The sequence below is a fragment of the Pseudomonas cuatrocienegasensis genome (assembly GCF_900110925.1).
GTDB lineage: Bacteria > Pseudomonadota > Gammaproteobacteria > Pseudomonadales > Pseudomonadaceae > Aquipseudomonas > Aquipseudomonas cuatrocienegasensis.
In genome coordinates, this window is the sequence record NZ_FOFP01000006.1 from 21,141 (window position 1) to 42,132 (window position 20,992).

Annotated in this window: 15 protein-coding genes and 2 pseudogenes; 12 read left to right on the plus strand and 5 right to left on the minus strand. The window is 58.4% G+C overall.

From position 1 onward, the window contains the following. The first annotated feature begins 31 nt into the window (after window positions 1–31). The gene (locus BMW49_RS10135; protein ID WP_069521258.1) at window positions 32–487 is read left to right on the plus strand and encodes a methyltransferase family protein; all 456 of its coding nucleotides are present in this window, start codon (window positions 32–34) and stop codon (window positions 485–487) included. Between the two features lie 301 nt (window positions 488–788). Next, complete coding sequence (locus BMW49_RS10140; protein WP_069521257.1) at window positions 789–2,111, plus strand: OprD family porin; 1,323 nt, start codon at window positions 789–791, stop codon at window positions 2,109–2,111. 429 nt (window positions 2,112–2,540) lie between these two features. On the opposite strand, the gene BMW49_RS10145 is transcribed toward BMW49_RS10140, so the two are convergent. Together BMW49_RS10145 and BMW49_RS10150 are read right to left on the minus strand one after the other, a co-directional pair. Beyond that, window positions 2,541–2,867: a DUF2790 domain-containing protein gene (locus BMW49_RS10145; protein ID WP_069521256.1), complete on the minus strand. Its 327-nt coding sequence runs from the start codon at window positions 2,865–2,867 to the stop codon at window positions 2,541–2,543. A gap of 302 nt (window positions 2,868–3,169) precedes the next feature. After that, entirely contained in the window at window positions 3,170–3,844 is a 675-nt protein-coding gene (locus BMW49_RS10150; protein ID WP_069521255.1) for a heavy metal response regulator transcription factor, read from the minus strand. Window positions 3,845–4,267: 423 nt separating this feature from the next. Between BMW49_RS10150 and BMW49_RS10155 the strand changes: the two genes are divergently transcribed. The 3 genes from BMW49_RS10155 to BMW49_RS10165 all read left to right on the plus strand — a co-directional run bounded on the left by BMW49_RS10155 (window position 4,268) and on the right by BMW49_RS10165 (window position 10,284). Continuing rightward, window positions 4,268–5,467 carry a TolC family protein gene (locus BMW49_RS10155; protein WP_083251819.1) on the plus strand — a complete coding sequence of 400 codons (1,200 nt, stop codon included), beginning with the start codon at window positions 4,268–4,270 and terminating at the stop codon, window positions 5,465–5,467. Window positions 5,468–5,564: 97 nt separating this feature from the next. Next, window positions 5,565–7,094, plus strand: coding sequence for an efflux RND transporter periplasmic adaptor subunit (locus tag BMW49_RS10160; RefSeq protein WP_371850893.1), 1,530 nt, complete (start codon window positions 5,565–5,567; stop codon window positions 7,092–7,094). A gap of 22 nt (window positions 7,095–7,116) precedes the next feature. Continuing rightward, window positions 7,117–10,284 (plus strand): CusA/CzcA family heavy metal efflux RND transporter, encoded by a 3,168-nt coding sequence (locus BMW49_RS10165; RefSeq protein ID WP_069521254.1) that lies wholly within the window; start codon window positions 7,117–7,119, stop codon window positions 10,282–10,284. Window positions 10,285–10,329: 45 nt separating this feature from the next. Here the strand turns inward: BMW49_RS10165 and BMW49_RS10170 are convergent, their stop codons facing one another. Genes BMW49_RS10170 through BMW49_RS10180 form a run of 3 tightly spaced genes read right to left on the minus strand, consistent with a single transcriptional unit; the run spans window position 10,330 to window position 13,362 of the window. Next, window positions 10,330–11,289: a cation diffusion facilitator family transporter gene (locus tag BMW49_RS10170; protein ID WP_069521253.1), complete on the minus strand. Its 960-nt coding sequence runs from the start codon at window positions 11,287–11,289 to the stop codon at window positions 10,330–10,332. Window positions 11,290–11,317: 28 nt separating this feature from the next. Then, window positions 11,318–12,691 (minus strand): heavy metal sensor histidine kinase, encoded by a 1,374-nt coding sequence (locus BMW49_RS10175; protein ID WP_069521252.1) that lies wholly within the window; start codon window positions 12,689–12,691, stop codon window positions 11,318–11,320. Then, entirely contained in the window at window positions 12,688–13,362 is a 675-nt protein-coding gene (locus tag BMW49_RS10180) for a heavy metal response regulator transcription factor (RefSeq protein ID WP_069521251.1), read from the minus strand. The genes BMW49_RS10175 and BMW49_RS10180 overlap by 4 nt, the downstream gene beginning before the upstream one ends. Window positions 13,363–13,405: 43 nt before the next feature. Here BMW49_RS10180 and BMW49_RS10185 point away from each other — a divergent pair. The 7 genes and pseudogenes from BMW49_RS10185 to BMW49_RS10215 all read left to right on the plus strand — a co-directional run. Further along, window positions 13,406–13,789 (plus strand): annotated as a pseudogene (locus BMW49_RS10185) (SDR family oxidoreductase); the annotation flags it as partial. A gap of 538 nt (window positions 13,790–14,327) precedes the next feature. Next, window positions 14,328–14,912, plus strand: coding sequence for a TetR/AcrR family transcriptional regulator (locus tag BMW49_RS10190; protein ID WP_069521250.1), 585 nt, complete (start codon window positions 14,328–14,330; stop codon window positions 14,910–14,912). 109 nt (window positions 14,913–15,021) lie between these two features. After that, window positions 15,022–15,885: an NAD(P)-dependent oxidoreductase gene (locus BMW49_RS10195; RefSeq protein ID WP_069521248.1), complete on the plus strand. Its 864-nt coding sequence runs from the start codon at window positions 15,022–15,024 to the stop codon at window positions 15,883–15,885. A 21-nt stretch (window positions 15,886–15,906) separates the two neighbouring features. After that, window positions 15,907–17,139, plus strand: a complete 1,233-nt coding sequence (locus tag BMW49_RS10200; protein ID WP_069521246.1) for an MFS transporter — start codon at window positions 15,907–15,909, stop codon at window positions 17,137–17,139. 279 nt (window positions 17,140–17,418) lie between these two features. Beyond that, complete coding sequence (locus BMW49_RS10205) at window positions 17,419–18,045, plus strand: nitroreductase family protein (protein WP_069521244.1); 627 nt, start codon at window positions 17,419–17,421, stop codon at window positions 18,043–18,045. A 9-nt stretch (window positions 18,046–18,054) separates the two neighbouring features. Continuing rightward, a pseudogene (locus BMW49_RS25100) lies at window positions 18,055–18,264 on the plus strand (LysR family transcriptional regulator); the annotation flags it as partial. Between the two features lie 545 nt (window positions 18,265–18,809). Then, the gene (locus tag BMW49_RS10215) at window positions 18,810–20,948 is read left to right on the plus strand and encodes a hypothetical protein (RefSeq protein ID WP_069521240.1); all 2,139 of its coding nucleotides are present in this window, start codon (window positions 18,810–18,812) and stop codon (window positions 20,946–20,948) included. The last annotated feature ends 44 nt before the right edge of the window (window positions 20,949–20,992 follow it).

Consider the following 20,992-nt stretch of genomic DNA (forward strand, 5'->3'; position numbering starts at 1 on the left):
GGGCAGTGGCAACTAACGAGGAGGGCTCAGAATGGCCTTTTTGCAAAATCGGATTCCGCCTGTGTTGGTGTTGGCGGTATGCGCTGTACTGATGTTGCTCGGTGTCTTGCCTAGGCTGGAAATGCCGTCACCGTGGCGGCTCACCCTGGTCTTCTCGACACTGCTGCTGGGTTGCGTCATCAGCCTGGCCGGTGTGTTGAGTTTTCGGCGGGCACGTACCACGGTCAATCCGCTGGTTCCGCAAGAGGCATCTGCGTTGGTTGAGGGCGGTATCTATCGCTACAGCCGCAACCCGATGTACCTGGGATTCGCCATCGTGCTGCTGGCCTGGGCGCTGGCCTTGGGGGAAGCGCTGCCTTTTCTCGGCGTTATCGGGTTCGTGCTGTATATCCAGCGGTTCCAGATAGCGCCTGAGGAGCGGGCGTTGCAGCAACACTTTGGCGAATCCTTCAGTTCTTACAAGGGCCGTGTGCGGCGCTGGATATAAACGCGCGGTCATATCTACCAAGAAAACGGCAACGCTTGGACTGTGTTCGAGAGTCTGTGTTTGAAGATTGTTAATAGAAACTTACGCTGAATCAACAGGCTGCTTCGGGCGCGGATATATCCTGGTAAAGAGTCGTGGATAAGGAGCAGCATCAGCGACCGGTATGAATATTTCAAAATTGTAATGTTGCGATCATCTCGACGTTAGCTTCTGGCAGCAAGGATAGGGCGCGGAAAAGGTATCAGTTCAAAAACTATAAGCCGCCACCTTAAAGAAACTGCCGTTAACGTCGGGAGCAACCATGAATAGAAAAACCACGCTATCACTCGCCATTTTTTCGGCAGCTATTGGCAGCAGCCCAGCCGCTTTTGCAGATGAGCAGAAAGAAGGGTTCATCGAGGGCAGCAGCCTTACCCTTCTCAATCGAAATTTCTATTTCAACCGTGATCACCGCAACGGTGAAACGGCGCCAGGCGGAGACGGATATTCCGAAGCCTGGGCACACGGCATCATTAGCAAATTCGAGTCCGGCTTTACCCGGGGCACCGTTGGTGTCGGGGTGGATGCGTTCGCCATGATCGGCCTGAAGCTCGATACCGGTGGCGGCCGTAATGGCGGGCAAAGCTCTTTCGATGTCATGCCGGTGAAGAGCAACGGCGAGGCACGGGACGAATACACCAAGGTGGGCGGCGCGCTCAAGGCCAGGGCATTCGATACCACACTTGCCTTGGGTGATGTGTTCCCGGCGACGCCGGTGGTGCACTACGGCGATTCGCGCTTGCTGCCGGAATCGTTTCGCGGCGTCACGCTGGTGAACAACAGCCTGGAAGGGCTAACGCTGCAGGGTGGCCGTTTGCATTCGATGAGCCAACCGGTATCGAGCAACATGCGCGATAACTTCGTGACCTTCTACGGTGGCAGTGTCGACTCGCCATGGATTGGTTACTTCGGTGGCGACTACAGCCTGAACGACAATGTCAGCTTCAGCGCCTACAGCAGCCGCCTGAAAGATGTCTGGAATCAATACTACGTCGGCACCTCGCTGCGTTACCCGCTAAGCGATGACTTGGCGCTGATCGGTGGCTTCAATTACTACAAGGCGGTCGATGAGGGTTCGCAGCAATTGGGCGAATTCAACAACAGCATCTGGAGCGGCAAGATCGGCGTGCAGTTCGGCGCCCACACCCTGGCGCTGAGCCACCAGCGTAACAACGGCGACGATGACTTCGACTATCTGCGCCAAGCCGACTCTATCTACCTGGATAACTCCATTCAGTACTCCGATTTCAACTCGCCCAAAGAAAAGTCGTGGATGCTGCGCTACGACGTGAACATGCTGGCCTATGGCGTTCCCGGCCTGTCGTTCATGGTGCGCTACGGCAAGGGCAGCGACGCCGACTATTCCAACGCCAACGCGGTGTACATGCGTCGTGATGACAATGGCAACCCTCTGACGGATCAGAAACGCTGGGAGCGTAACATCGAAGCCAAGTATGTCGTGCAGGGCGGCTCGCTCAAGGACATGTCGTTCCGTATTCGCCAGGCCAATACCCGTGCGACACAGTTCGAATCGGATCTCGATGAGATCCGTCTGATCGTCGAATATCCGCTTAGCGTTCTGTAATCAAAGGCGAGGGCCAGCTAAGCGCAGGCCCTTTTTGCTGACAGATTTTCAATGTTCCGATGCTTCTTCTGTCAGGTACCTGCCCATATATCGCACAGGTAGTCGCTCATAACCGTTTTAAAGTGCTGAACAGTGTTGAGCACTCCCCTATTCACCTTTGAAGCGTAATTGCTCCTTGGAAAGAGGTGAATCTTGGCGCCCGTTATGGGCGCTTTTTTTTGCCTTTTCGTCACGCTGCAAAGGCGAGCTTACAGCGCAATAAATCACGCTGCTGATACGCTTCAGGGTACGTCCACATAGGCTGACGGTGCAGTTAATGCAGCGATGATAACGCTGTGTTTATTAGCCGAGCCTCTGATGAAATCGCCGGCTCGTATCGATACCAAAAAAAACCGCCCATAAAGGGCGGCTGAAGAGGTATTTGAACGATTAACGCTGATTGACGCACTCGCCCTGCAGGGTATAGCGCACAGCGTGCAAGTTACCTGCAGAGTCTTCGTAACTCATGATCTTCTTGAAACTGCCACAGGTCTTGATGTCGTTGGTGGTGTGAATCAATTTGGCGACATCAATTTTCATCCCATATCGATAATCGATGATTTTCGGGGCTGGTTTGCCGGCCTGTTCGGCGTATTGCTGGGTAATGGCGGTATTTTTCTGCTGATAACGCTCGGTAAGTTTCTCTACGGCCACGTTAGCGTAGGACTGAGTGCTACCCAGTAGAGCGATGGTAAACAAACAGATCTTGATCTTCATGCTGCGACTCCTGATTGGTGTGGGCCTACTTTAAAAAAACCGGGCTGTCGCAGAAGTGACTGAAAAATTACAAGTTTGAAAGCTCCCACTTACATGGCTGGCAACATTGACCAGTGACCGCTATAGGGCACTTCTAAAAACGTAGACGAGGCAGTCAGCGCAAGGCAAAAACAGGCGAAAAAGCGGAGTTTACGAGCTGTAAATGAGCATTTTGAGCCTGTTTTTAACGCAGCGATGGCAACGCAGGTAGTTTTTAGAGGTGCCCTATAGCACTGGGGCGATAGCTATGTGGATGACGAACATCACGTACGGGGTTCCAGTACATAGCCAACGCCTCTTAGCGTGTGGATCAACTTGTCATTAAAGGGATCGTCGATCTTGGCGCGTAAACGCCGGATGGAAACCTCGACCACATTGGTATCGCAGTCGAAGTTCATGTCCCATACCAGCGAGATGATCTGGGTGCGCGACAGCACTTCGCCCGAGCGGCGCATGAGCAGATGCAACAGGGCGAACTCCTTGGTTGTCAGCTCGATGCGCTGGCGGCCGCGAAACGCCCGGTGCCGCCCGGTATCCAGCTCCAGGTCGGCGACCCGCAACACGACGGGCGTCTGCACCTGTTCGGTTCTTCTGAGCAGCGAGCGCAGGCGGGCCAGCAGTTCCGGGAATTCGAAGGGTTTCACCATGTAGTCGTCGGCGCCCAGATCTAGGCCCTTGATCTTGTCTGCCAGGCGCCCGCGTGCGGTCAGCATCATCACGCGGGTGCTGCCATGGCGGCGGATATTTTCCAGTACGTGCCAGCCGTCCATTTCCGGAAGATTGACGTCGAGAATCACCGCCGTGTAGTTGTGCTGGCTCACGAGATACAGGCCATCGACGCCTGTGCTGGCCTTGTCCACCACATAACCACTTTCCGTCAGGCCTTGATGAAGATAATCGGCAGTTTTCGGCTCGTCCTCGATAATCAGGATTCGCATCGGTATTCACCTGGGGTGGAAGAAGTCTTATTGAGTTGCAGGAATGGCTGCATGTAAATAACGGCAGTTGGCAACAGCTGATGCATTCATTTATCCGTGGCGAATGGTCGCAATCATTGCGATGCCGATTACGTTAAAAGTTATTGCACACGACTACATCGCCTTGAAGTCGCCAGGCAATGTCCAGTTCAGAGGTTGAGTCTGCCGATAGTAATGCAGCGGGTTTAGTTCGAGCGCTCTATTACATATTTGTAATGCGGCAGTCACCTTGGCGATAAGCGCGGCTTATTAGATTTACCCTCAATCAAGTTTCCATCCATATATCGGGCGCTGGGCGTGAGTCAGTTGGCGTCGGCTGAGGGCTTTCATTTGTCTTTTCATCATGCACGTCGCCACTCTTCGCGTGGCTTGGGTATCGCACTCATGGCGGTGGGTTGTTTACTGAGCGGGCAGAGCCTGGCGAATGCCGGCGAAGTGACGTTCTCGCAGGCGCTGCAGCGGGCGCAGGAAAATAACCCGAACATGGCTGCCGCGAAGTGGCAGGTGGATATCAGCCAGGCAGAGCGAAGGCAGGCGGGGCTGATTCCCAACCCCGAGCTTTCCTGGGAGGTTGAAGACACCCGCAGTGATACACGCACGACTACCGTGCAGCTCACCCAACCGATCGAGTTGGGTGGCAAGCGTGGCGCCCGGGTGGAGGTGGCGCAGCGGGGTATTGATCTCGCCGCGCTGGGGCTTGAGCAATACCGCAATGGCCTCCGGGCTGAGGTGATTCAAGCGTTTTATGGTGCTCTGCAGGCCGGCATGCGTGTGGAGCTGGCAGAACAGTCTCGGCAGATCGCGCAACGTGCATTGGGCATCGCCCAGGGACGGGTGAAAGCAGGAAAGGTTTCCCCGATCGAGCTGACCCGCGCCCAGGTGCAACTGGCCGAGCTTGATCTGGAAGCTACTCGGGCGCAGCGAGACCGGCGCATTGCCGAGGATCGCCTGCAACTGGTGATGGGCCAGGGCTCCGTCAGTGAGCTGCGACCGCAGGGCGACGCGACCCGCCTGCCTGAGGTGCCGGCTACGTCTCGTTTGCTGAGCGCACTGGCAGCGAGTGCCGAGCTGCGCTCTGCGCAGACAGCCATTGAGCAGCAGGAAGCTTCGTTTGCGCTGGAGAAAACGCAGCGTATTCCCGACCTCAACGTCAGCCTGGGCAGCCAGTACAGCGCCGCCGACCGGGAGCGCGTCAATCTGGTGGGTTTGTCCATGCCGCTGCCGTTGTTCAACCGCAATCAGGGCAACATTCTGGCGGCCGCTCGCCGCGCCGATCAGAGCCGTGACCTGCGCAACGCTGCCGAGCTGCGCCTGCGCAACGAGATCCAGGTGGCGGCGGCGCAGTGGCAATCGGCTCAGGTGGAAATCCAGGCCTTCGAGTCGACCATCCTGCCGTCAGCACAACAGGCGGTCGACAGCACGGCGCGTGGCTTCGAAATGGGCAAGTTCGCTTTTCTCGATGTGCTGGATGCCCAGCGCACGCTGATTCAGTCACGTGCGCAGTACATCCAGTCACTGGCGGCCGCCACCGATTCCTGGGTGCAGCTGGAGCGGGTTCTGGGAGATATCTCCGTCATCAGGTAGGCCACTTGCCGGGCCCGCCAAGGGCCAGGCGCATTGACACCATTCAAGGGGCCTGCTGCTACGCCAGCGCCTCTGATCCATCTATCCGGGAGTTCTCATGAGTAAGAAATTAGCCGTGGCGATCAGCCTCGCTGTCGGGATCGGCGTGGCCGGTGCGGGCGCCTGGTACATCAATGAGCACGCCGGCACGCATGCCGAATTGGCAGACGATGCCCATGGCGAAGAGGGGCATGGTGAGGAAAGCCATGAGGAGCAAGGTACGCACGGCGACGCGCAAAGCCAGTCCCGCGGACCTCATGGTGGTGAAATCTTCATGCAAGGGTCTCTTGGCCTGGAGCTGGTCGCGCCGGAAAGCGAAGACGGCGCAGCGCCTATTTCCATTTACCTGAGCGAGGCCGGTAGAGGCATTGCGCCCTCGCCTGCCATCACCGTCAGCCTTGAGGCCACACGAGCCTCTGGAGAGCTCATCGTGCTGACGTTCGAGGCGAGGGAGGACGCCTACGTCAGCCCGCGCGGCATCGCTGAACCGCATTTTTTCAACGGCCGCCTGACTGTGCGCAAGGATGGCCAGGCCTATGACTTCGCCTATTCCAAAGCCGAGGGGTTGCTGGAACTGAGCGCCGAGCAGATCAGGATTGCCGGAATCGAGATTGCCACGGCGCAGCCTCGCGTCATTGACTCGACGATACGCCTGCCCGGCGAGATCCGTTTCGATGAGGATCGCACGGCGCACGTCGTGCCGCGTATCTCCGGCGTGGTGGAAAGCGTGCCGGTCAACCTGGGCGACAGCGTGAAAAAGGGCCAGACCCTGGCCGTGATCGCCAGCCAGCAGATTTCCGATCAGCGCAGCGAGCTGGCGGCCGCTCAGCAGCGCAGCGAGTTGGCGAGAACAACCCTGCAGCGCGAGCAGCAGCTCTGGCAGGACGGCATCTCGGCCGAGCAGGATTACCTGCAGGCCCGTCAGCTTTCTCAGGAAGCCGACATCGCCCTTAGTAATGCCCGGCAGAAGATGAACGCCCTTGGCGGGCAAGGCGCGCTGTCGCAGGGCAACCGTTATGAGCTGCGTGCGCCGTTCGATAGCACAGTGGTGGAAAAACATTTCGTGCTCGGCGAGGTGGTCAGCGAGGCCAGCAACGCCTTCACCATTTCTGACCTCAGCCGCGTGTGGGCCACCTTCAGTGTCGCGCCAAAGGACCTGGGCGCCATTCAGGTCGGCAAAAAGGTCCTGGTGGCGTCCCCGGAGTTGCAGACCAAGGTCGAGGGCGACATTGCCTATATCGGCAGTCTTCTGGGTGAGCAAACCCGCACCGCCACCGCCCGCGCAGTGCTGGCCAACCCTGATGGCGCCTGGCGCCCAGGGCTGCCGGTGGTCATCGAGGTGGCAACCGCGTCCCGACAGGCCAAGGTGAGTGTGCCGGTCGCAGCGGTGCAGCGCATCGATGAGCAGAATCAGGTGTTTGTGCAGGTCGACAAGGGCTTTGTCGCGCAGCCCGTGACCCTGGGGGCGACAAGCGGCGGTTTCGTCGAGGTCACCCAAGGCCTGAACGCCGGCATGCCGGTTGCGGCCGCAGGCAGCTTCATTCTCAAGTCCGAGCTTGGCAAGGGCTCCGCAGACCACGCCCACTGACAGCCATCGACGAGACAATCCTATGTTCGAGCGTATTATCCAGTTCGCTATCGAGCAGCGCTTCATCGTGCTGCTTTTCGTACTCGGCATGGCCGGTGTCGGTGTGGCGAGTTATCAGAAACTCGCCATCGATGCGGTTCCCGATATCACCAACGTTCAGGTGCAGATCAACACCGCCGCTGGCGGTTTTTCCCCACAGGAAATCGAACAGCGCGTGACCTTTCCGATCGAGACAGCGATGGCCGGGCTGCCGAGCCTCCAGCAGACCCGCTCGCTATCGCGTTCGGGTTTTTCGCAGGTGACGGTCATCTTCGAGGATGGCACCGATCTGTATTTCGCCCGCCAGTTGGTCAACGAGCGCCTGCAAATGGCCAGGGATCAACTGCCGCCGACCGCAGAAACGGCGATGGGGCCGATTTCCACCGGCCTAGGGGAAATCTTCCTGTGGACGGTCGAAGCCCAGGAGGGCGCGGTCAAGGAAGATGGCAGTGCCTACACGCCAACCGACTTGCGGGTGATCCAGGACTGGATCATCAAACCGCAACTGCGCAACGTTACCGGCGTGGCTGAAATCAATACCATCGGTGGTTTCGCCAAGGAGTTTCAGGTCGCGCCCGACCCCAGGCGCCTGGCGGCGTACCGCTTGACCCTGGGCGATCTGATCACAGCGCTGGAGCGCAACAACGCCAACGTCGGCGGCGGTTTCATCGAGCGCAACGGTGAACAGTTGGTGGTGCGCGCACCGGGGCAGGTGGCTGGCGAGCAGGACATCGCCAACATCGTCGTGTCCAATGCCAGCAGTACGCCGATCCGGGTGCGCGATGTCGCCGAGGTGCAGATCGGCCGCGAGCTGCGCACTGGCGCGGCAACCGAAAACGGCCGTGAGGTGGTGCTCGGTACGGTGTTCATGCTGATCGGCGAGAACAGCCGCAGCGTCTCTCAGGCCGTGTCCGCGAAGCTGGTTGAGATCAATCGTTCGTTGCCGGATGGGGTGGTGGCGGTGCCGGTGTATGACCGCACCAATCTGGTCGACAAGGCAATTGCCACGGTCAAGAAGAACCTCATCGAAGGCGCGATACTGGTTATCGTCGTGCTGTTTCTGTTCCTGGGAAACATTCGTGCGGCGCTGATCACCGCCATGGTCATCCCGCTGTCCATGCTATTCACCTTCACGGGGATGTTCGCCAACCAGGTCAGTGCCAACCTGATGAGTCTGGGCGCGCTGGACTTCGGCATCATTGTCGATGGCGCGGTGGTGATCGTCGAAAACTCGATCCGCCGCCTCGCGCATGCTCAGCAGATGCACGGCCGCATGCTGACCCGCGCCGAGCGCTTTCGCGAAGTGTTTGCGGCGTCCAAAGAAGCGCGGCGTCCACTGATTTTCGGTCAACTGATCATCATGGTGGTTTACCTGCCGATCTTCGCGCTGACGGGCGTTGAGGGGAAAATGTTCCACCCCATGGCATTCACCGTGGTCATCGCCCTGTTGGGCGCGATGATCCTGTCGGTGACCTTCGTGCCTGCCGCCATCGCCCTGTTCATCACCGGCAAGGTGAAAGAGGAAGAAAACCTGGTCGTGCGCTCGGCCCGCCGTGCTTACGCGCCGGTACTGACCTGGGTGATGAACAACCGGACGCCGGTATTTACCGGTGCGTTGATCGCCGTGTTGCTCTCCGGCGTGCTGGCCAGCCGAATGGGCAGTGAGTTCGTGCCCAGCCTGAGCGAGGGCGACTTCGCCTTGCAGGCGTTACGTGTGCCAGGCACGAGCCTGACGCAATCGGTGGAGATGCAGAAGCGCCTGGAAATCGCGTTGATGGAAAACATGCCGGAGATCGAGCGGGTGTTCGCGCGTACCGGCACGGCCGAGATCGCCGCCGACCCCATGCCGCCGAACATTTCCGACGCCTACGTGATGCTCAAGCCGAAGTCACAATGGCCAAACCCGGACAAGTCGCGTGATGAGCTGGTCGCCGACCTGCAGCGGATCAGCGCCACGGTGGCGGGCAGCAATTACGAGTTGTCGCAACCGATCCAACTGCGTTTCAACGAGCTGATTTCCGGGGTGCGCAGCGATGTGGCGGTCAAGGTCTTCGGTGACGACTTGGAGGTGCTAAACAGCACCGCTGCAGAAATATCCGAGGTGCTGGAGTCGATTGATGGCGCTTCCGAGGTCAAGGTCGAGCAAACGTCAGGCTTGCCGATGCTGGCGATCAATATCGATCGCGAGAAGGTTGCCCGTTACGGCCTCAACGTCGGTGATGTGCAGGATACCGTCGCCTTCGCGATTGGCGGCCAGCAGGCCGGCACGCTGTTCGAGGGCGATCGCCGCTTCGATATCGTCGTGCGGCTCTCGGATGAACTGCGCACCGATGTCGACGGCCTGTTGCGGCTGCTGATTCCGATTCCGCCACGCCCTGGCAGCGTCACGGATCAGATCGAGTTCACGACGCTGGCTGAGGTCGCCAGCCTGGACATGGTGCTCGGCCCCAACCAGGTCAGCCGCGAGAACGGCAAGCGCCTGGTGGTGGTCAGCGCCAACGTGCGTGGCCGCGACATCGGCTCGTTCGTGGCCGAAGCCAGCCAGCGGCTCGAGCAGGACGTGCAGATCCCCAGTGGCTACTGGACCACTTGGGGTGGCCAGTTCGAGCAACTGCAATCGGCGGCCAATCGTCTGCAGATCGTGGTGCCGGTTGCGCTGCTGCTGGTCTTCACCCTGCTGTTCATGATGTTCAATAACATCAAGGACGGGCTCGTGGTGTTTACCGGCATCCCCTTTGCGCTGACTGGCGGCATCCTGGCGTTGTGGCTGCGTGATATCCCGCTGTCGATTTCCGCCGGGGTGGGCTTTATCGCCCTGTCTGGTGTGGCTGTGCTCAACGGGCTGGTGATGATTGCGTTCATCCGCAGCCTGCGCGAAGCCGGCATGCCACTGCACACGGCGATCACCGAAGGCGCGCTTACTCGCCTGCGTCCGGTGTTGATGACGGCCCTGGTGGCCTCGCTGGGGTTCGTGCCGATGGCGCTGGCCACCGGCACCGGTGCCGAAGTGCAGCGGCCCCTGGCCACCGTGGTGATCGGCGGGATTCTGTCCTCCACCGCACTCACGCTGCTGGTATTGCCTGCGCTGTACCAGTGGATTCACCGGCGTGAAGATGACGAGCAGCCGAGCCTCGTCAAACCCGCAGACTGACGCTTACGCCCCAACCGGGGCGTAAGCACGTCTGGCGCTGGCGGTTCAGTGTTGCTGCAGGCTGCCCGGCGGGTCGACCTGAACCGTGATATGGGCGAGGCCGTAGCGCTCGCGCAAGTAATCGCCGACGACCGCTGGCAATCTCAGGCTGTCGGCGCCCGCAGCCGGTGTCACGTGAACGGTCGCGACGCTGGCGTCGTCGGTCAGTGTCCAGGCGTGAAAGTGGCCGGCTTCGGCTACCCCGGGCAGCTCGGTCAACGCCTGCTCGGCCTGGCGCGCGTCGATTCCCGCTGGCGTAGCCTGCAGCAGCACCTGAATGGACTCGGCGATAAGGCGCCACGCCGAGCGCACCACGAGCAGGGCAACCACCACCGACAGGATCGGGTCGAGCACTGTCCAGCCCGTGAACATGATGCCGATGGCGGCGGCAATCGCGCCCACCGAACCGAGCAGATCACCCATGACATGCAACAGCGCACCCCGCAGGTTGCTGTCGCCCTTGTTGCCTGCGTTGAGGATCAGCGCGCCGGCGATATTCACCAGCAGGCCGATGCTGGCAACGACGAGCATCGGCCCTGCCAGCACCTCGACCGGCTCGCGAAAACGCGCAATCGCTTCCCAGACGATCCACACAACCAGCAGCAACAGGGTCGCACCATTGGCCAGGGCGGCGAGCACCCGCACCCGATGAAAACCATAGGTGCGCCGCGCATCAGGGGCGCGGGCGGCGACCTGATAGGCGATCAGGGCCAGGAGCAGGGCTGCCGAGTCGGAAATCATGTGGCCGGAGTCGGCAATCAGTGCCAGTGAACCCGAGAGCCAGCCACCGACGGCCTGAATCAGCGCGTAAAGCGTGGTGAGAATGAACACCAGGCGAATGCGCTTGGCGTTGTCCGCCGTCACCGCTGGCGCGTGGCTGTGCCCTGCGTGGCCGTGATCATGGCCGTCGCCGTGCCCATGCGGATGGTCATGGTTGTGAGTGTGTCGATCATCGCTGTGTGTCATCGGAGCGCCCTTGTGCGGCGAAATGGAATCAACGCTGGGTGGGAAACGTCAGGGTAAAGGTAGTCTGGCCTGCGTGGCTGCTGGCTGCTGCCGTACCACCATGCAGGCTCATGATCGAGCGCACGATCGCCAGGCCAAGCCCGGTGCTGCCCGTGGCGCGTTTACCAACCCGGTAGAACCGCTCGAACAGGTGCGGCAGATGCTCCGCAGCGATACCTGCACCCTTGTTGCTTATGGCCAGGGTCGCCTCGTGTGGCGTCTGTGCGGTGACACAGAGGTGGATTGTGCTGTCGGCTGCGGCGTGGCGCAGGGCATTCGACAGCAGATTGGAAATCGCCCGCTGGATCATCAACCGGTCCCCCAAAACACTGGCGGCACCGTCGATCACCAGCCTGATACCACGTTCCTCGGCCAGCACTGCAAAGAAGTTGCAGACGCGCCGCGCCTCTTCATCGAGGGCGATATTTTCGAGTGTCAGGTCGAGTTCGGCGTGGCTCACCTGGGCCAGAAACAGCATGTCGGTAACGATACGGCTGAGGCGCTCCAGCTCCTCAACCGACGACTCCAAGGCATCGCGGTATTGCTCGCGGTCACGCTCGCGGCCAAGCATCACCTGAGCCTTGCCGAGCAAATTGTTGAGCGGCGCACGCAGCTCGTGCGCGGCGTCATCGGAGAACTGGGAGAGTTGCTGAACGTCCTTGTCCAGCCGGTGCAACATGAGGTTCAGCCCCAGCGCCAGGTCTTGCAGTTCCTTGGGAAGGCGATCCGTGCGGATGCGTGGCGACAGGTCGCGGGCCGATATCTTCGCTGCCAGCGCCCGGAAGCGGCGAAGCGGGCGCAGGCCCTGGTGGGCGACGAGCCAACCTGCCAGCCCGATCAGAATGAGCAAAAACGGCACAGCCGCCGTCGCCGACTTCAGAAACGCGGCAAGCAGGTGCTTGTCGGCACTGCGGTTCTGGCTCAGCTGCAACAGCATCGGTGCCATGCCCGTCACCTCGACAGGCATTTGAGCTGTCAGGAAATGGGTGCCGTCTGCACCTTCCCACTCGCTGAACAGGATGTCGTTAGCCCGTGGCGAGCGGCGCTGGGGGACGGTATCCAGTGATCCGACTCGTAGCACAACTGCGCCTGTCTGGCTGTCGATCGCCACCAGAGACAGGTCGCTGTGCCCGGTAACCGCATCCGCCACAACGTGTTGCCAGGGGCGACGCTGGTGAATATCCACATCGTCTTTCAGACCACTTTCGATCTGCGCGAGCTTGGCTATAACTTCATTCCGGGCGCCACTGTCGAGTTCCCGTTCGAGCACCCAATAGCACATCGCGATCAGCAGGGTGACCAGCGTGGCTCCGGCGAGAATAACGTTGAGTGCCAGGCGCAAGGCGAGGCTGAAGGGCTTCATTGCTGATCTTCCAGCAGGTAGCCGACGCCGCGGATGGTGTGGATCAGGCGATGCTCGAACGGCTCGTCGACCTTCACACGCAAGCGGCGAATGGCGACCTCGACGACGTTGGTGTCGCAGTCGAAATTCATGTCCCAGATCAGCGAGGTGATTTCGGTACGCGTCAGCACTTCGCCGCGGCGGCGCAGCAGCAGATGCAGCAGGGCGAATTCCTTGCCTGTCAGGTCGATACGCTGGCCGGCGCGAAACGCCTTATGGCCGCTGGGGTCGAGCACCAGGTCCGCGATCTGCAGGCTTTCGTTGACCATCACGGTCTCGCCGCGGCGCAGCAAGGTGCGAATGCGTGCAAGCAGTTCAGGGAACTGAAACGGCTTCACCAGGTAGTCATCAGCGCCAAGCTCGAAGCCGCGGACTTTTTCTTCGAGCCTGCTGTGGGCCGTTAGCATGATCACACGGGTCTGTTTGCGGCGCCTGATCAGCTCGAGCACTTCCCAGCCATCCATGGTCGGCAAGTTTACGTCGAGCAGGATGAGTGAGTAGTCGGTCTGCAGCGCCAGATGAAAGCCATCCAGCCCAGTGTTTGCGATGTCCACGATGTAGCCACTTTCCGTGAGGCCCTGGCGTAGATAATCCGCTGCTTTTTCTTCGTCTTCGATAATCAGAATACGCATTGTGAGAGAGCTCCTGAGCCTAAGTGCGCGAGAGCGTGTAACGATAAAGTCTGAAGTCGCTATAGGGTCAAGAGCTACCTTCTTCCTCACCCAGGCGCTGCTGCCGCTGCTCGCCGACGGCGGGCGGATCGTCAACCTCTCCACGGGCCTGACGCGGTTCGCCTCCCCTGGCTTTGCCGCCTATGCCGCCGCCAAGGGCGCGGTGGAGGTGCTGAGCCTCTACCTGGCCAAGGAGCTGGGCAGCCGCGGCATCGCAGTGAATAGGGTGGCGCCGGGCGCGATCGAGACCGACTTCCTGGGCGGTGCGGTGCGCGACATGCCGGACCTTAACAAGGTCTTCGCAGAGATGACGGCGCTTGGCCGTGTGGGCGTGCCCGACGACATCGGCCCGATGATCGCCAGCCTGCTCGGTGAGCAGAACCGCTGGGATGGGCGCGCGCGTGGCGCCCAACTACCGATGTGCGATCGGAGCAAAGAACCGCTCGGCATTACGGTCGGACCGTTGCCAGCTGCTGGACGCACAGTGATGCGTGGGCATGTCTGAACCTCTAGCACTGAGATCGGAAGCGGCAGGCTGTGGAGAGAGACGACCTTCGTTCCAGAAACGTAGGACGTTTCAAAGGCAGCCATCGGCCAAAGCGGACACTCAACAGCGCCAATATCGTGGTCTGTCCCAGATTATTCCTCCCCGGGAAACGGCCATCACGATAAGTGCAGTGGCGAGCATTCTTGAGGCCAGAGCGTCCATGGGTATGTCGAAGATAAAAGTGTTCAGCATCGTCGTGCCTTGTATCCAAGAGGTTACAAGCCGGCGATGCGGCGTTTGCCCCCCCGATTTGAGACGTGGGTGTTTCCATGCACCAACGTTTTCTAAAGTTCGACGATGGACGATCCGATTGTTCTTGACGCTCCAGAAGTAGCATCGTACATTTACTGGAACGATCATTCCAGTTAGTTGAATTATCATGCGTACCAAAGCGTTCGAGCCCGACGAGATTGCCGATGCCGCCATGAAAGTTTTCTGGCAGCGTGGATACGCCGCGACCTCGATTCAGGATCTGGTCGACGGCACCGGCCTGTCGCGCAGCAGCCTGTACAGCACATTCGAAAACAAACAAGGGCTCTACCAGCAGGCGCTGCGCCGCTACCAGGCCGTAACTCAGGCCAATGTGGAATTGCTGGCCAGCCCCAACTCTTCCCCCAAGGCACTGATCCGGCAATTGCTGATGCGCATCGTCGAGGACGAGTTGAACGACCCGCTGCGGCGCGGCTGCTTAGTCGCCAATGCCACGCTGGAACTGGCGGGGCAGGACGACGCTGTTGCCGAGCTTGTGGCGTACAACTTCCAGCGCTTGCAGAGGGCGTTGGAAAAGCTGATCCAGCATGGACAGCAATCAGGTGAACTCGACAAAGCCAAGAGTCCGCAGGCGCTGGCCCGGTTCTTCGTCAACACCATTCAGGGTCTGCGGGTGCTGAGCAAAGGCAGTCCAGTGAACCAGCGTCGCCAGTGCCTGCTGGACGTGATCGATGTGGCGCTCGATACGCTGTAGCCGTTTACCTGCCCGTCATCCCGGCGCACCGCGCAGGGGTTGACGGGTTTTTATTTGATTCAAATTGGAATGATCATTCCAGTAATTTTTAACTGCCAAAGGAGTCCTCATGAGCACGAACCGAAATATCACCATTGCTGTCCTAGGCACTGGCCTGATTGGCGCGCCCGTCGCACGCAACTTACACAAGCAGGGATTCACGGTGCATGCCTGGAATCGCACCGCAGCCAAAGCCCAGGCGCTGGTGGCAGAAGGCGTTCAGGCGTTCGACAGCCCTGCCGAAGCGGTGCGCGGGGCTGACGTCATCGTAACTGTGCTCAATGACGGCCCCAGCGTCGAGGAGGCCATGCAGGCGGCTGTACCGGCCCTGGTCAAGGGCTCCGTCTGGGTGCAATTGAGCACGGTGGGTATTGAGGGCATCGACACCCTGGCGACGTTGGCCCAACAGCATGGGCTGGCATTTTATGACGCTCCTGTGCAGGGCACCCGCCAGCCGGCCGAGCTGGGCCAACTGATCATCCTGGCATCCGGCCCCGTCGAGCAACGCCCAGTCGTGCAGCCCGTCTTCGATGCCATAGGCAAGCGCACGCTGTGGGTATCGGAGCAGATCGGCGCCAGCAGTCGTCTGAAACTCGCGCTAAACAACTTGGCCTTCGCGCTGACTCACGGACTGGCAGAGAGCCTGGCCATTGCCAAGGGGCTGGGCGTCGATCCCGCGCTGGTGGTGGATGTGGTCACGAGCGGGCCGATGGACAGCGGCTATTTCCGAGCTAAAGCCGCCGCCATTCTCGCGGAGAACTACGACGCCAGCTTCTCCATCACCAACGCGGTGAAGGACGCCCGACTGGTGGTCGATGCCGCCGCCCAAGCCGGCGTGCAAGTGGATACGGCGCAAGCGAGTCTTTGGCGTTTCGAACGGGCGCTGGGAGCCGGGCACGGGGACAAGGATATGGCAGCGTCTTATCTCGCCTGAGCCGTTTGGAGCGACGTCAGCATGAATATCAAACATCATCAAAGCGCTCTGCAAGCGCCAGTGGAAAACGCCGATAGGCTACCCTTTGGCAGGCTGCTGGCGTTAACTATGGCGGGCTTTCTTGCCATCATGACCGAGACCATGCCGGCCGGCTTGTTGCCGCAGATCGGTCAAGGACTGGGTGTTTCCGAAGCCTTCGCGGGCCAATTGGTGACAGTGTATGCGCTTGGATCGGTCCTGGCTGCCATCCCGGTCGTCGCCATCACCTGCAGTTGGAACCGCAGGCCGTTGTTACTGCTGGCAATCGGCAGTCTCCTGGTGTTCAACACCATCACAGCGTTATCCACCCATTACGGCCTTACTTTGGTGGCGCGTTTCATTGCGGGCATGGCGGCTGGCGTGGTGTGGGGATTGCTGGCCGGTTACGCGAGGCGCCTAGTGGCTCCGCATCTACAAGGGCGCGCCTTGGCGGTGGCCGGTGTCGGCCAGCCCATTGCATTGACCATAGGCGTTCCTCTGGGTGCGTGGCTGGGCACCTTGTACGACTGGCGCGGCGTGTTCTGGATCATGTCGGCGCTGTCGCTGTTGCTCTTGGCATGGGTGCGGCTGGCGGTACCGGATTTCGCGGGGCAATCGGCCAGGCAACGCATGCCGATCCAGCGCATCTTCATGATGCCTGGCGTCCGCCCGGTGCTGCTGGCGCTATTCGCCTGGATGCTGGCGCACAACATCCTCTACACCTACATCGCTCCCTTCCTAGCTTCGGTTGGGCTGGGTCATCGGGTCGATGCTGTGCTCCTGCTTTTCGGCGTGTCGTCGATCATGGGGATCTGGATCACCGGGTTGCTGGTAGATCGCTGGCTGCGTGCGCTGACGCTGCTGAGCCTGGCGGCATTCACCGTGGCTGCGCTGGTGCTTGGCTTCTCCAGTGCTTCACCGTGGGGCGTCTTGCTCGGAGTAGCAACGTGGGGGCTGACCTTCGGCGGTGCGCCGACATTGCTGCAAACCGCATTGGCAGATATGGCGGGCGATGGTGCCGACGTGGCGCAATCCATGCTGGTGACGATCTTCAATCTCGCCGTGGCAGGCGGCGGTGTGCTGGGTGGCGTGCTGCTTGAGCGCGCGGGGGCACCATCGCTCCCTTGGGCGATGGCGGCACTGGCCTTGCTGGGGCTGGTCGTTGTCTGGTCGGCGAACCGGCATGGTTTCCCGACGGGTCGGCACGTCACGCATATTGATCGCGTATATCCATGACCAGAAGCACGACGAATAGCTGGCGTCTTTGCGTGTTGGCGGCCCTGAACATCGGCGTTTTTCAAGAATTGCTGTTTGTCGGCGCCTACATTGGGCCTGCTCAGTCCGTTGACGCCAGGGCTCCTGGGCTGGGTAGTGTTTGACCAAGCCATGACCGGAGCAGCCATGCTCGGGCTGGTTCTCGTGCTGATCAGCGTGCTTGCCGTGCAGTGCCCAGCACCCAGAGGGCGCTAGGCATAGCCTTTCTTCTTTCCGAATTATTTTCCATTGGACTATGACATGACTGACATGACGAATCTTATCCAGAATATTCTTGAATCTCGTACATCAATTAATCAATTTCAGCCGAATCGCCCCTTGGGTGATGACGTGATTGCGTCTTTGGTCAGTTATGCGACCAAAGCGCCATCGGCCTACAACATGCAGAACTGGCGATTCATCGCCGTACAGTCCGAGGCTGCCAAAGATCGTCTGAAAGCGGCTGCTTTTGAACAGCAGAAGGTTGTGGATGCATCTGTCGCGTTCGTCATCTGCGGCACGCTGGCAGCGCATGCACAGTTGGCCGTAGCTCTGAAGCCCAGTGTGGACGCGAGCATTATGGAACAGCACATGGTCGATGGATGGGTAGCACAGGCAAACGCATCTCATACTGACAATCCGATCTTGCAACGTGACGAGGCGATCCGCTCGGCGTCCCTGGCTTCCATGACGCTCATGTTGGCAGCACAGGCAATGGGCTTGGGTTCGTGCGCCATGAGCGGATTTGATGCCAAGAAAGTCATTCTGGAATTTGGACTTTGCGCCAACGAGTTGCCGGTGATGATTGTCGCTGTCGGCTATCCAGAAGCAGGAAACTGGCCGCAGAAACCCCGTAAAGCACTCTCGGAAGTGTTATCCATAGTGTGAGCCGTTGCCATGGAGTTTCGGCACCTACGCTGCTTCCTGGACGTGGCCGAAGAGCTCCATTTCGCCCGCGCGGCCGAGAAGCTGCCTAGAGAGTAGTTACTGCTGTCTCGCGCCTTTAAGGAGTTGGAGGAAGAACAGGGCGTAGTGCTGTTTGCTCGCACCACACGCACCACGCGGCTGACCCGTGCGGGAAAGTTGTTTCTGGAGGACCTGCCACGTGGAATCGATGGGGTCAGTGTCATTGATTTCCAGCTTTCGCCTCCAGGTACGCTGCAGACTTTCTGTCTCCCGCATACCCGAGTGGATCTATGACACTGACCCCATTGATTGTAAGCGGCAAGGCGCGCGAAACCCAGGGGTGGGCGTGCGCGTGGCGCCTAACTGCCGATGCGCGGGCGGGGCAAAGAACCGCTCGGCACACGATCCAGGAGCATAGGCAATGCCCGCTCGTTCAACCTTAGCCCTTTTACCACCACGCCGGCACAGACGGCAGGATCGGCGAGCGATTCTGCCTGGCTGTATGTGGGATAAAAATGGTTGCGAGGATCATCTGCGGCCTGCGTCTGCGGCACAGAGAGCGGTAGGCCTTGCCTTTGAATACCTAAAAAATCAGAGGCAATAATTCGCGCGCTCCGTGATGATAGACTCGGAGCTAGGCAACCTCCCCTTGGAGGAACATCAATAGGTGGCTCGAACAGCTTGCGAACTGTCTTAAGGTAGTTCTCAGTTCGGAAATTTCAAAACAGCTTTAAATTGAGACGAAAATGACACTTGATATCCGGGGAAGCATAAAAAACACAAAGCTCAGCTCCAACCCATATGTCGTTTTTGAAGAATTGATTTCTAATGCCATAGACTCTTATCTCATCCGAAAGGATAGCGATCCTTCAGCACCAAGTATGCGAGTTGAAATCAAGGTCGTCTTTTCCCCCGCAGACATGCTTGAAGATAGAGAAAGCATGGTGATTTTCTGCAAGGACAATGGATGCGGACTAGGAGAAGATCAGCTCAAGGCTTTTCTGACGAAGGATACCTCCTACAAAGACGATCTTTCCATCTCGGGGATTGGTAAGTGTAAAGGTGCTGGCCGCATTCAGTTTTTCCATCATTTCTCCGCCCTATCGATTGACAGTACTTACCGCCAAGAAAGTGACATCATCAGGTGCGAAATGCACTACTCAGAACCGCAGAAGCAGATTGACTCCGATGATTTCAGATTTGGTAGCGGTAGCGAGAGTACCATCGGAACAGTCATTAAACTGGCGCAGTTCAAGGAATCTGTACGAAGCAGAATCACGCATGGTGATGCATTAAGCAGTTTTTTTTCTGCATCGATGCTCAAAAAACAAATGCTCGTCGCCTTTCTTCAGAGACTTATAGGGCTCGACAGTCGCCTAGGTGATTTTGAAATAAATTTCACAACGTGTCACTGGCAAAACTCTGAGCAGATCGATTTACTCAAACGCTCTGACTTACCTCCTGTGACTGCTGAGCGCGTGGTTGAAGTCGAAGAGCGAGATCCATCTACGGGTAACACTCTCGGCACATCCCAAAGCTTCAAAATCTCACATTTCCAGCTTGATGCCGGGCAGTACGGCCTTCCCAAGAATTCAATAGCATTCTGCGCAAAATCATCCCCTGTAAAGGATATTACCCCCCGATATCTACGAACCCGAACGGAGCAGAATAATCCGGTAGGCGGTTTCCACCATATCGTACTGATCGAGAGCGATTACCTTGATCAACGCGTCAATGAGCAGCGTGACGACTTCGATAGTATTCCATTAGAGATTCCAAGCGGTGACATGTTTTCGTCTGAAAAACTGTCCTACATTGCGATTCATGACGTAATCGACCCAGTGATTGACGAAATGGTCGTTCCTGCAATTTGGAATAAGGAAGAAGTCCTCAAAGAAATCACCGATCAGTTCGGGATAAGTGAGGATATGCTCCAAGATACGACTACACGCATCGTTTATGGCGAATCGGCACAGTCGGTCGCTGAGCGAGTCCTAAAGAAATATCAGGAGCGAGTCGTCGATGAAACCGCCGAAATTTTCAATCTCAAAGAAGAAATCATTAAGGCAGAACCGGACTCTGAAGAGTTCCGGAGAAAAATAAATGAGCTATCATGGAAATACACATCGTCGCTCAAAAATTTTGATATGGCTAACCTTTCTCAACTCATCGTCCGACGCGCTGCAATTGTTCAGATTCTTGATTTGGCTTGCAGAAAGAAGCTCGCAATGCAGACCTTAAACAATGAAAGTCGCCGCAAAGATGAGCGCATAATTCACAGCATTTTCTTCCCAATGCGCAAGGACAGCACTGAGTTCGCCGATCATGATATCTGGCTCCTAAGTGAGGAATATCATTACTACGACTATATTGCTTCAGACGTGCCGCTCGCGAACATCACTTGGGACGATAGCAGTAAGGTATTTGAGAGCGATATTGATCAGGAATTTCAGAAATTACTGGCAAAGCGATCTGATGACAATGGAGGTAAGCGGCCAGATATAGCTCTTTTCAGCAAGGAGGGATCAGCAATAATAGTTGAATTTAAGGCACCCGGCGTTTCTATGGATGATCATATCGGCGATCTCTCAGAATATGCCCATCTCCTCGCTGCGAAATCAGGGGGAAAACTCAAGAAACTCTATGGCTATCTTATCGGCGATACAGTCAACCCATTGCGCCTGCAGGGGTGGACGCCGTTCCCTACGGGGAAAGGCTGGTTTCAGTCAAGTGCGCTTCTTGACCCTGGTACCAGACAGCAGCTCGGAGAAACCTATTTCGAGATACTGCATTTCAGCGATGTAATAGACCGAGCGAAAAAGCGGATAGGCGCCTACCAAAACAAACTCAAATTCAATCTAGAAATTCCACAAAATGACCATTGATCCGCACCAATCATATGCCTCGCATGTGGTCTGGGTGAAGGCTC

Bases quoted from the DNA above. Each gene is read 5' to 3' on its own strand.
- BMW49_RS10135 (WP_069521258.1), top strand. From the start codon at position 32: ATGGCCTTTTTGCAAAATCGGATTCCGCCTGTGTTGGTGTTGGCGGTA.
- BMW49_RS10140 (WP_069521257.1), top strand. From the start codon at position 789: ATGAATAGAAAAACCACGCTATCACTCGCCATTTTTTCGGCAGCTATT.
- BMW49_RS10145 (WP_069521256.1), bottom strand. From the start codon at position 2,867: ATGAAGATCAAGATCTGTTTGTTTACCATCGCTCTACTGGGTAGCACT.
- BMW49_RS10150 (WP_069521255.1), bottom strand. From the start codon at position 3,844: ATGCGAATCCTGATTATCGAGGACGAGCCGAAAACTGCCGATTATCTT.
- BMW49_RS10155 (WP_083251819.1), top strand. From the start codon at position 4,268: ATGGCGGTGGGTTGTTTACTGAGCGGGCAGAGCCTGGCGAATGCCGGC.
- BMW49_RS10160 (WP_371850893.1), top strand. From the start codon at position 5,565: ATGAGTAAGAAATTAGCCGTGGCGATCAGCCTCGCTGTCGGGATCGGC.
- BMW49_RS10165 (WP_069521254.1), top strand. From the start codon at position 7,117: ATGTTCGAGCGTATTATCCAGTTCGCTATCGAGCAGCGCTTCATCGTG.
- BMW49_RS10170 (WP_069521253.1), bottom strand. From the start codon at position 11,289: ATGACACACAGCGATGATCGACACACTCACAACCATGACCATCCGCAT.
- BMW49_RS10175 (WP_069521252.1), bottom strand. From the start codon at position 12,691: ATGAAGCCCTTCAGCCTCGCCTTGCGCCTGGCACTCAACGTTATTCTC.
- BMW49_RS10180 (WP_069521251.1), bottom strand. From the start codon at position 13,362: ATGCGTATTCTGATTATCGAAGACGAAGAAAAAGCAGCGGATTATCTA.
- BMW49_RS10190 (WP_069521250.1), top strand. From the start codon at position 14,328: ATGCGTACCAAAGCGTTCGAGCCCGACGAGATTGCCGATGCCGCCATG.
- BMW49_RS10195 (WP_069521248.1), top strand. From the start codon at position 15,022: ATGAGCACGAACCGAAATATCACCATTGCTGTCCTAGGCACTGGCCTG.
- BMW49_RS10200 (WP_069521246.1), top strand. From the start codon at position 15,907: ATGAATATCAAACATCATCAAAGCGCTCTGCAAGCGCCAGTGGAAAAC.
- BMW49_RS10205 (WP_069521244.1), top strand. From the start codon at position 17,419: ATGACTGACATGACGAATCTTATCCAGAATATTCTTGAATCTCGTACA.
- BMW49_RS10215 (WP_069521240.1), top strand. From the start codon at position 18,810: ATGACACTTGATATCCGGGGAAGCATAAAAAACACAAAGCTCAGCTCC.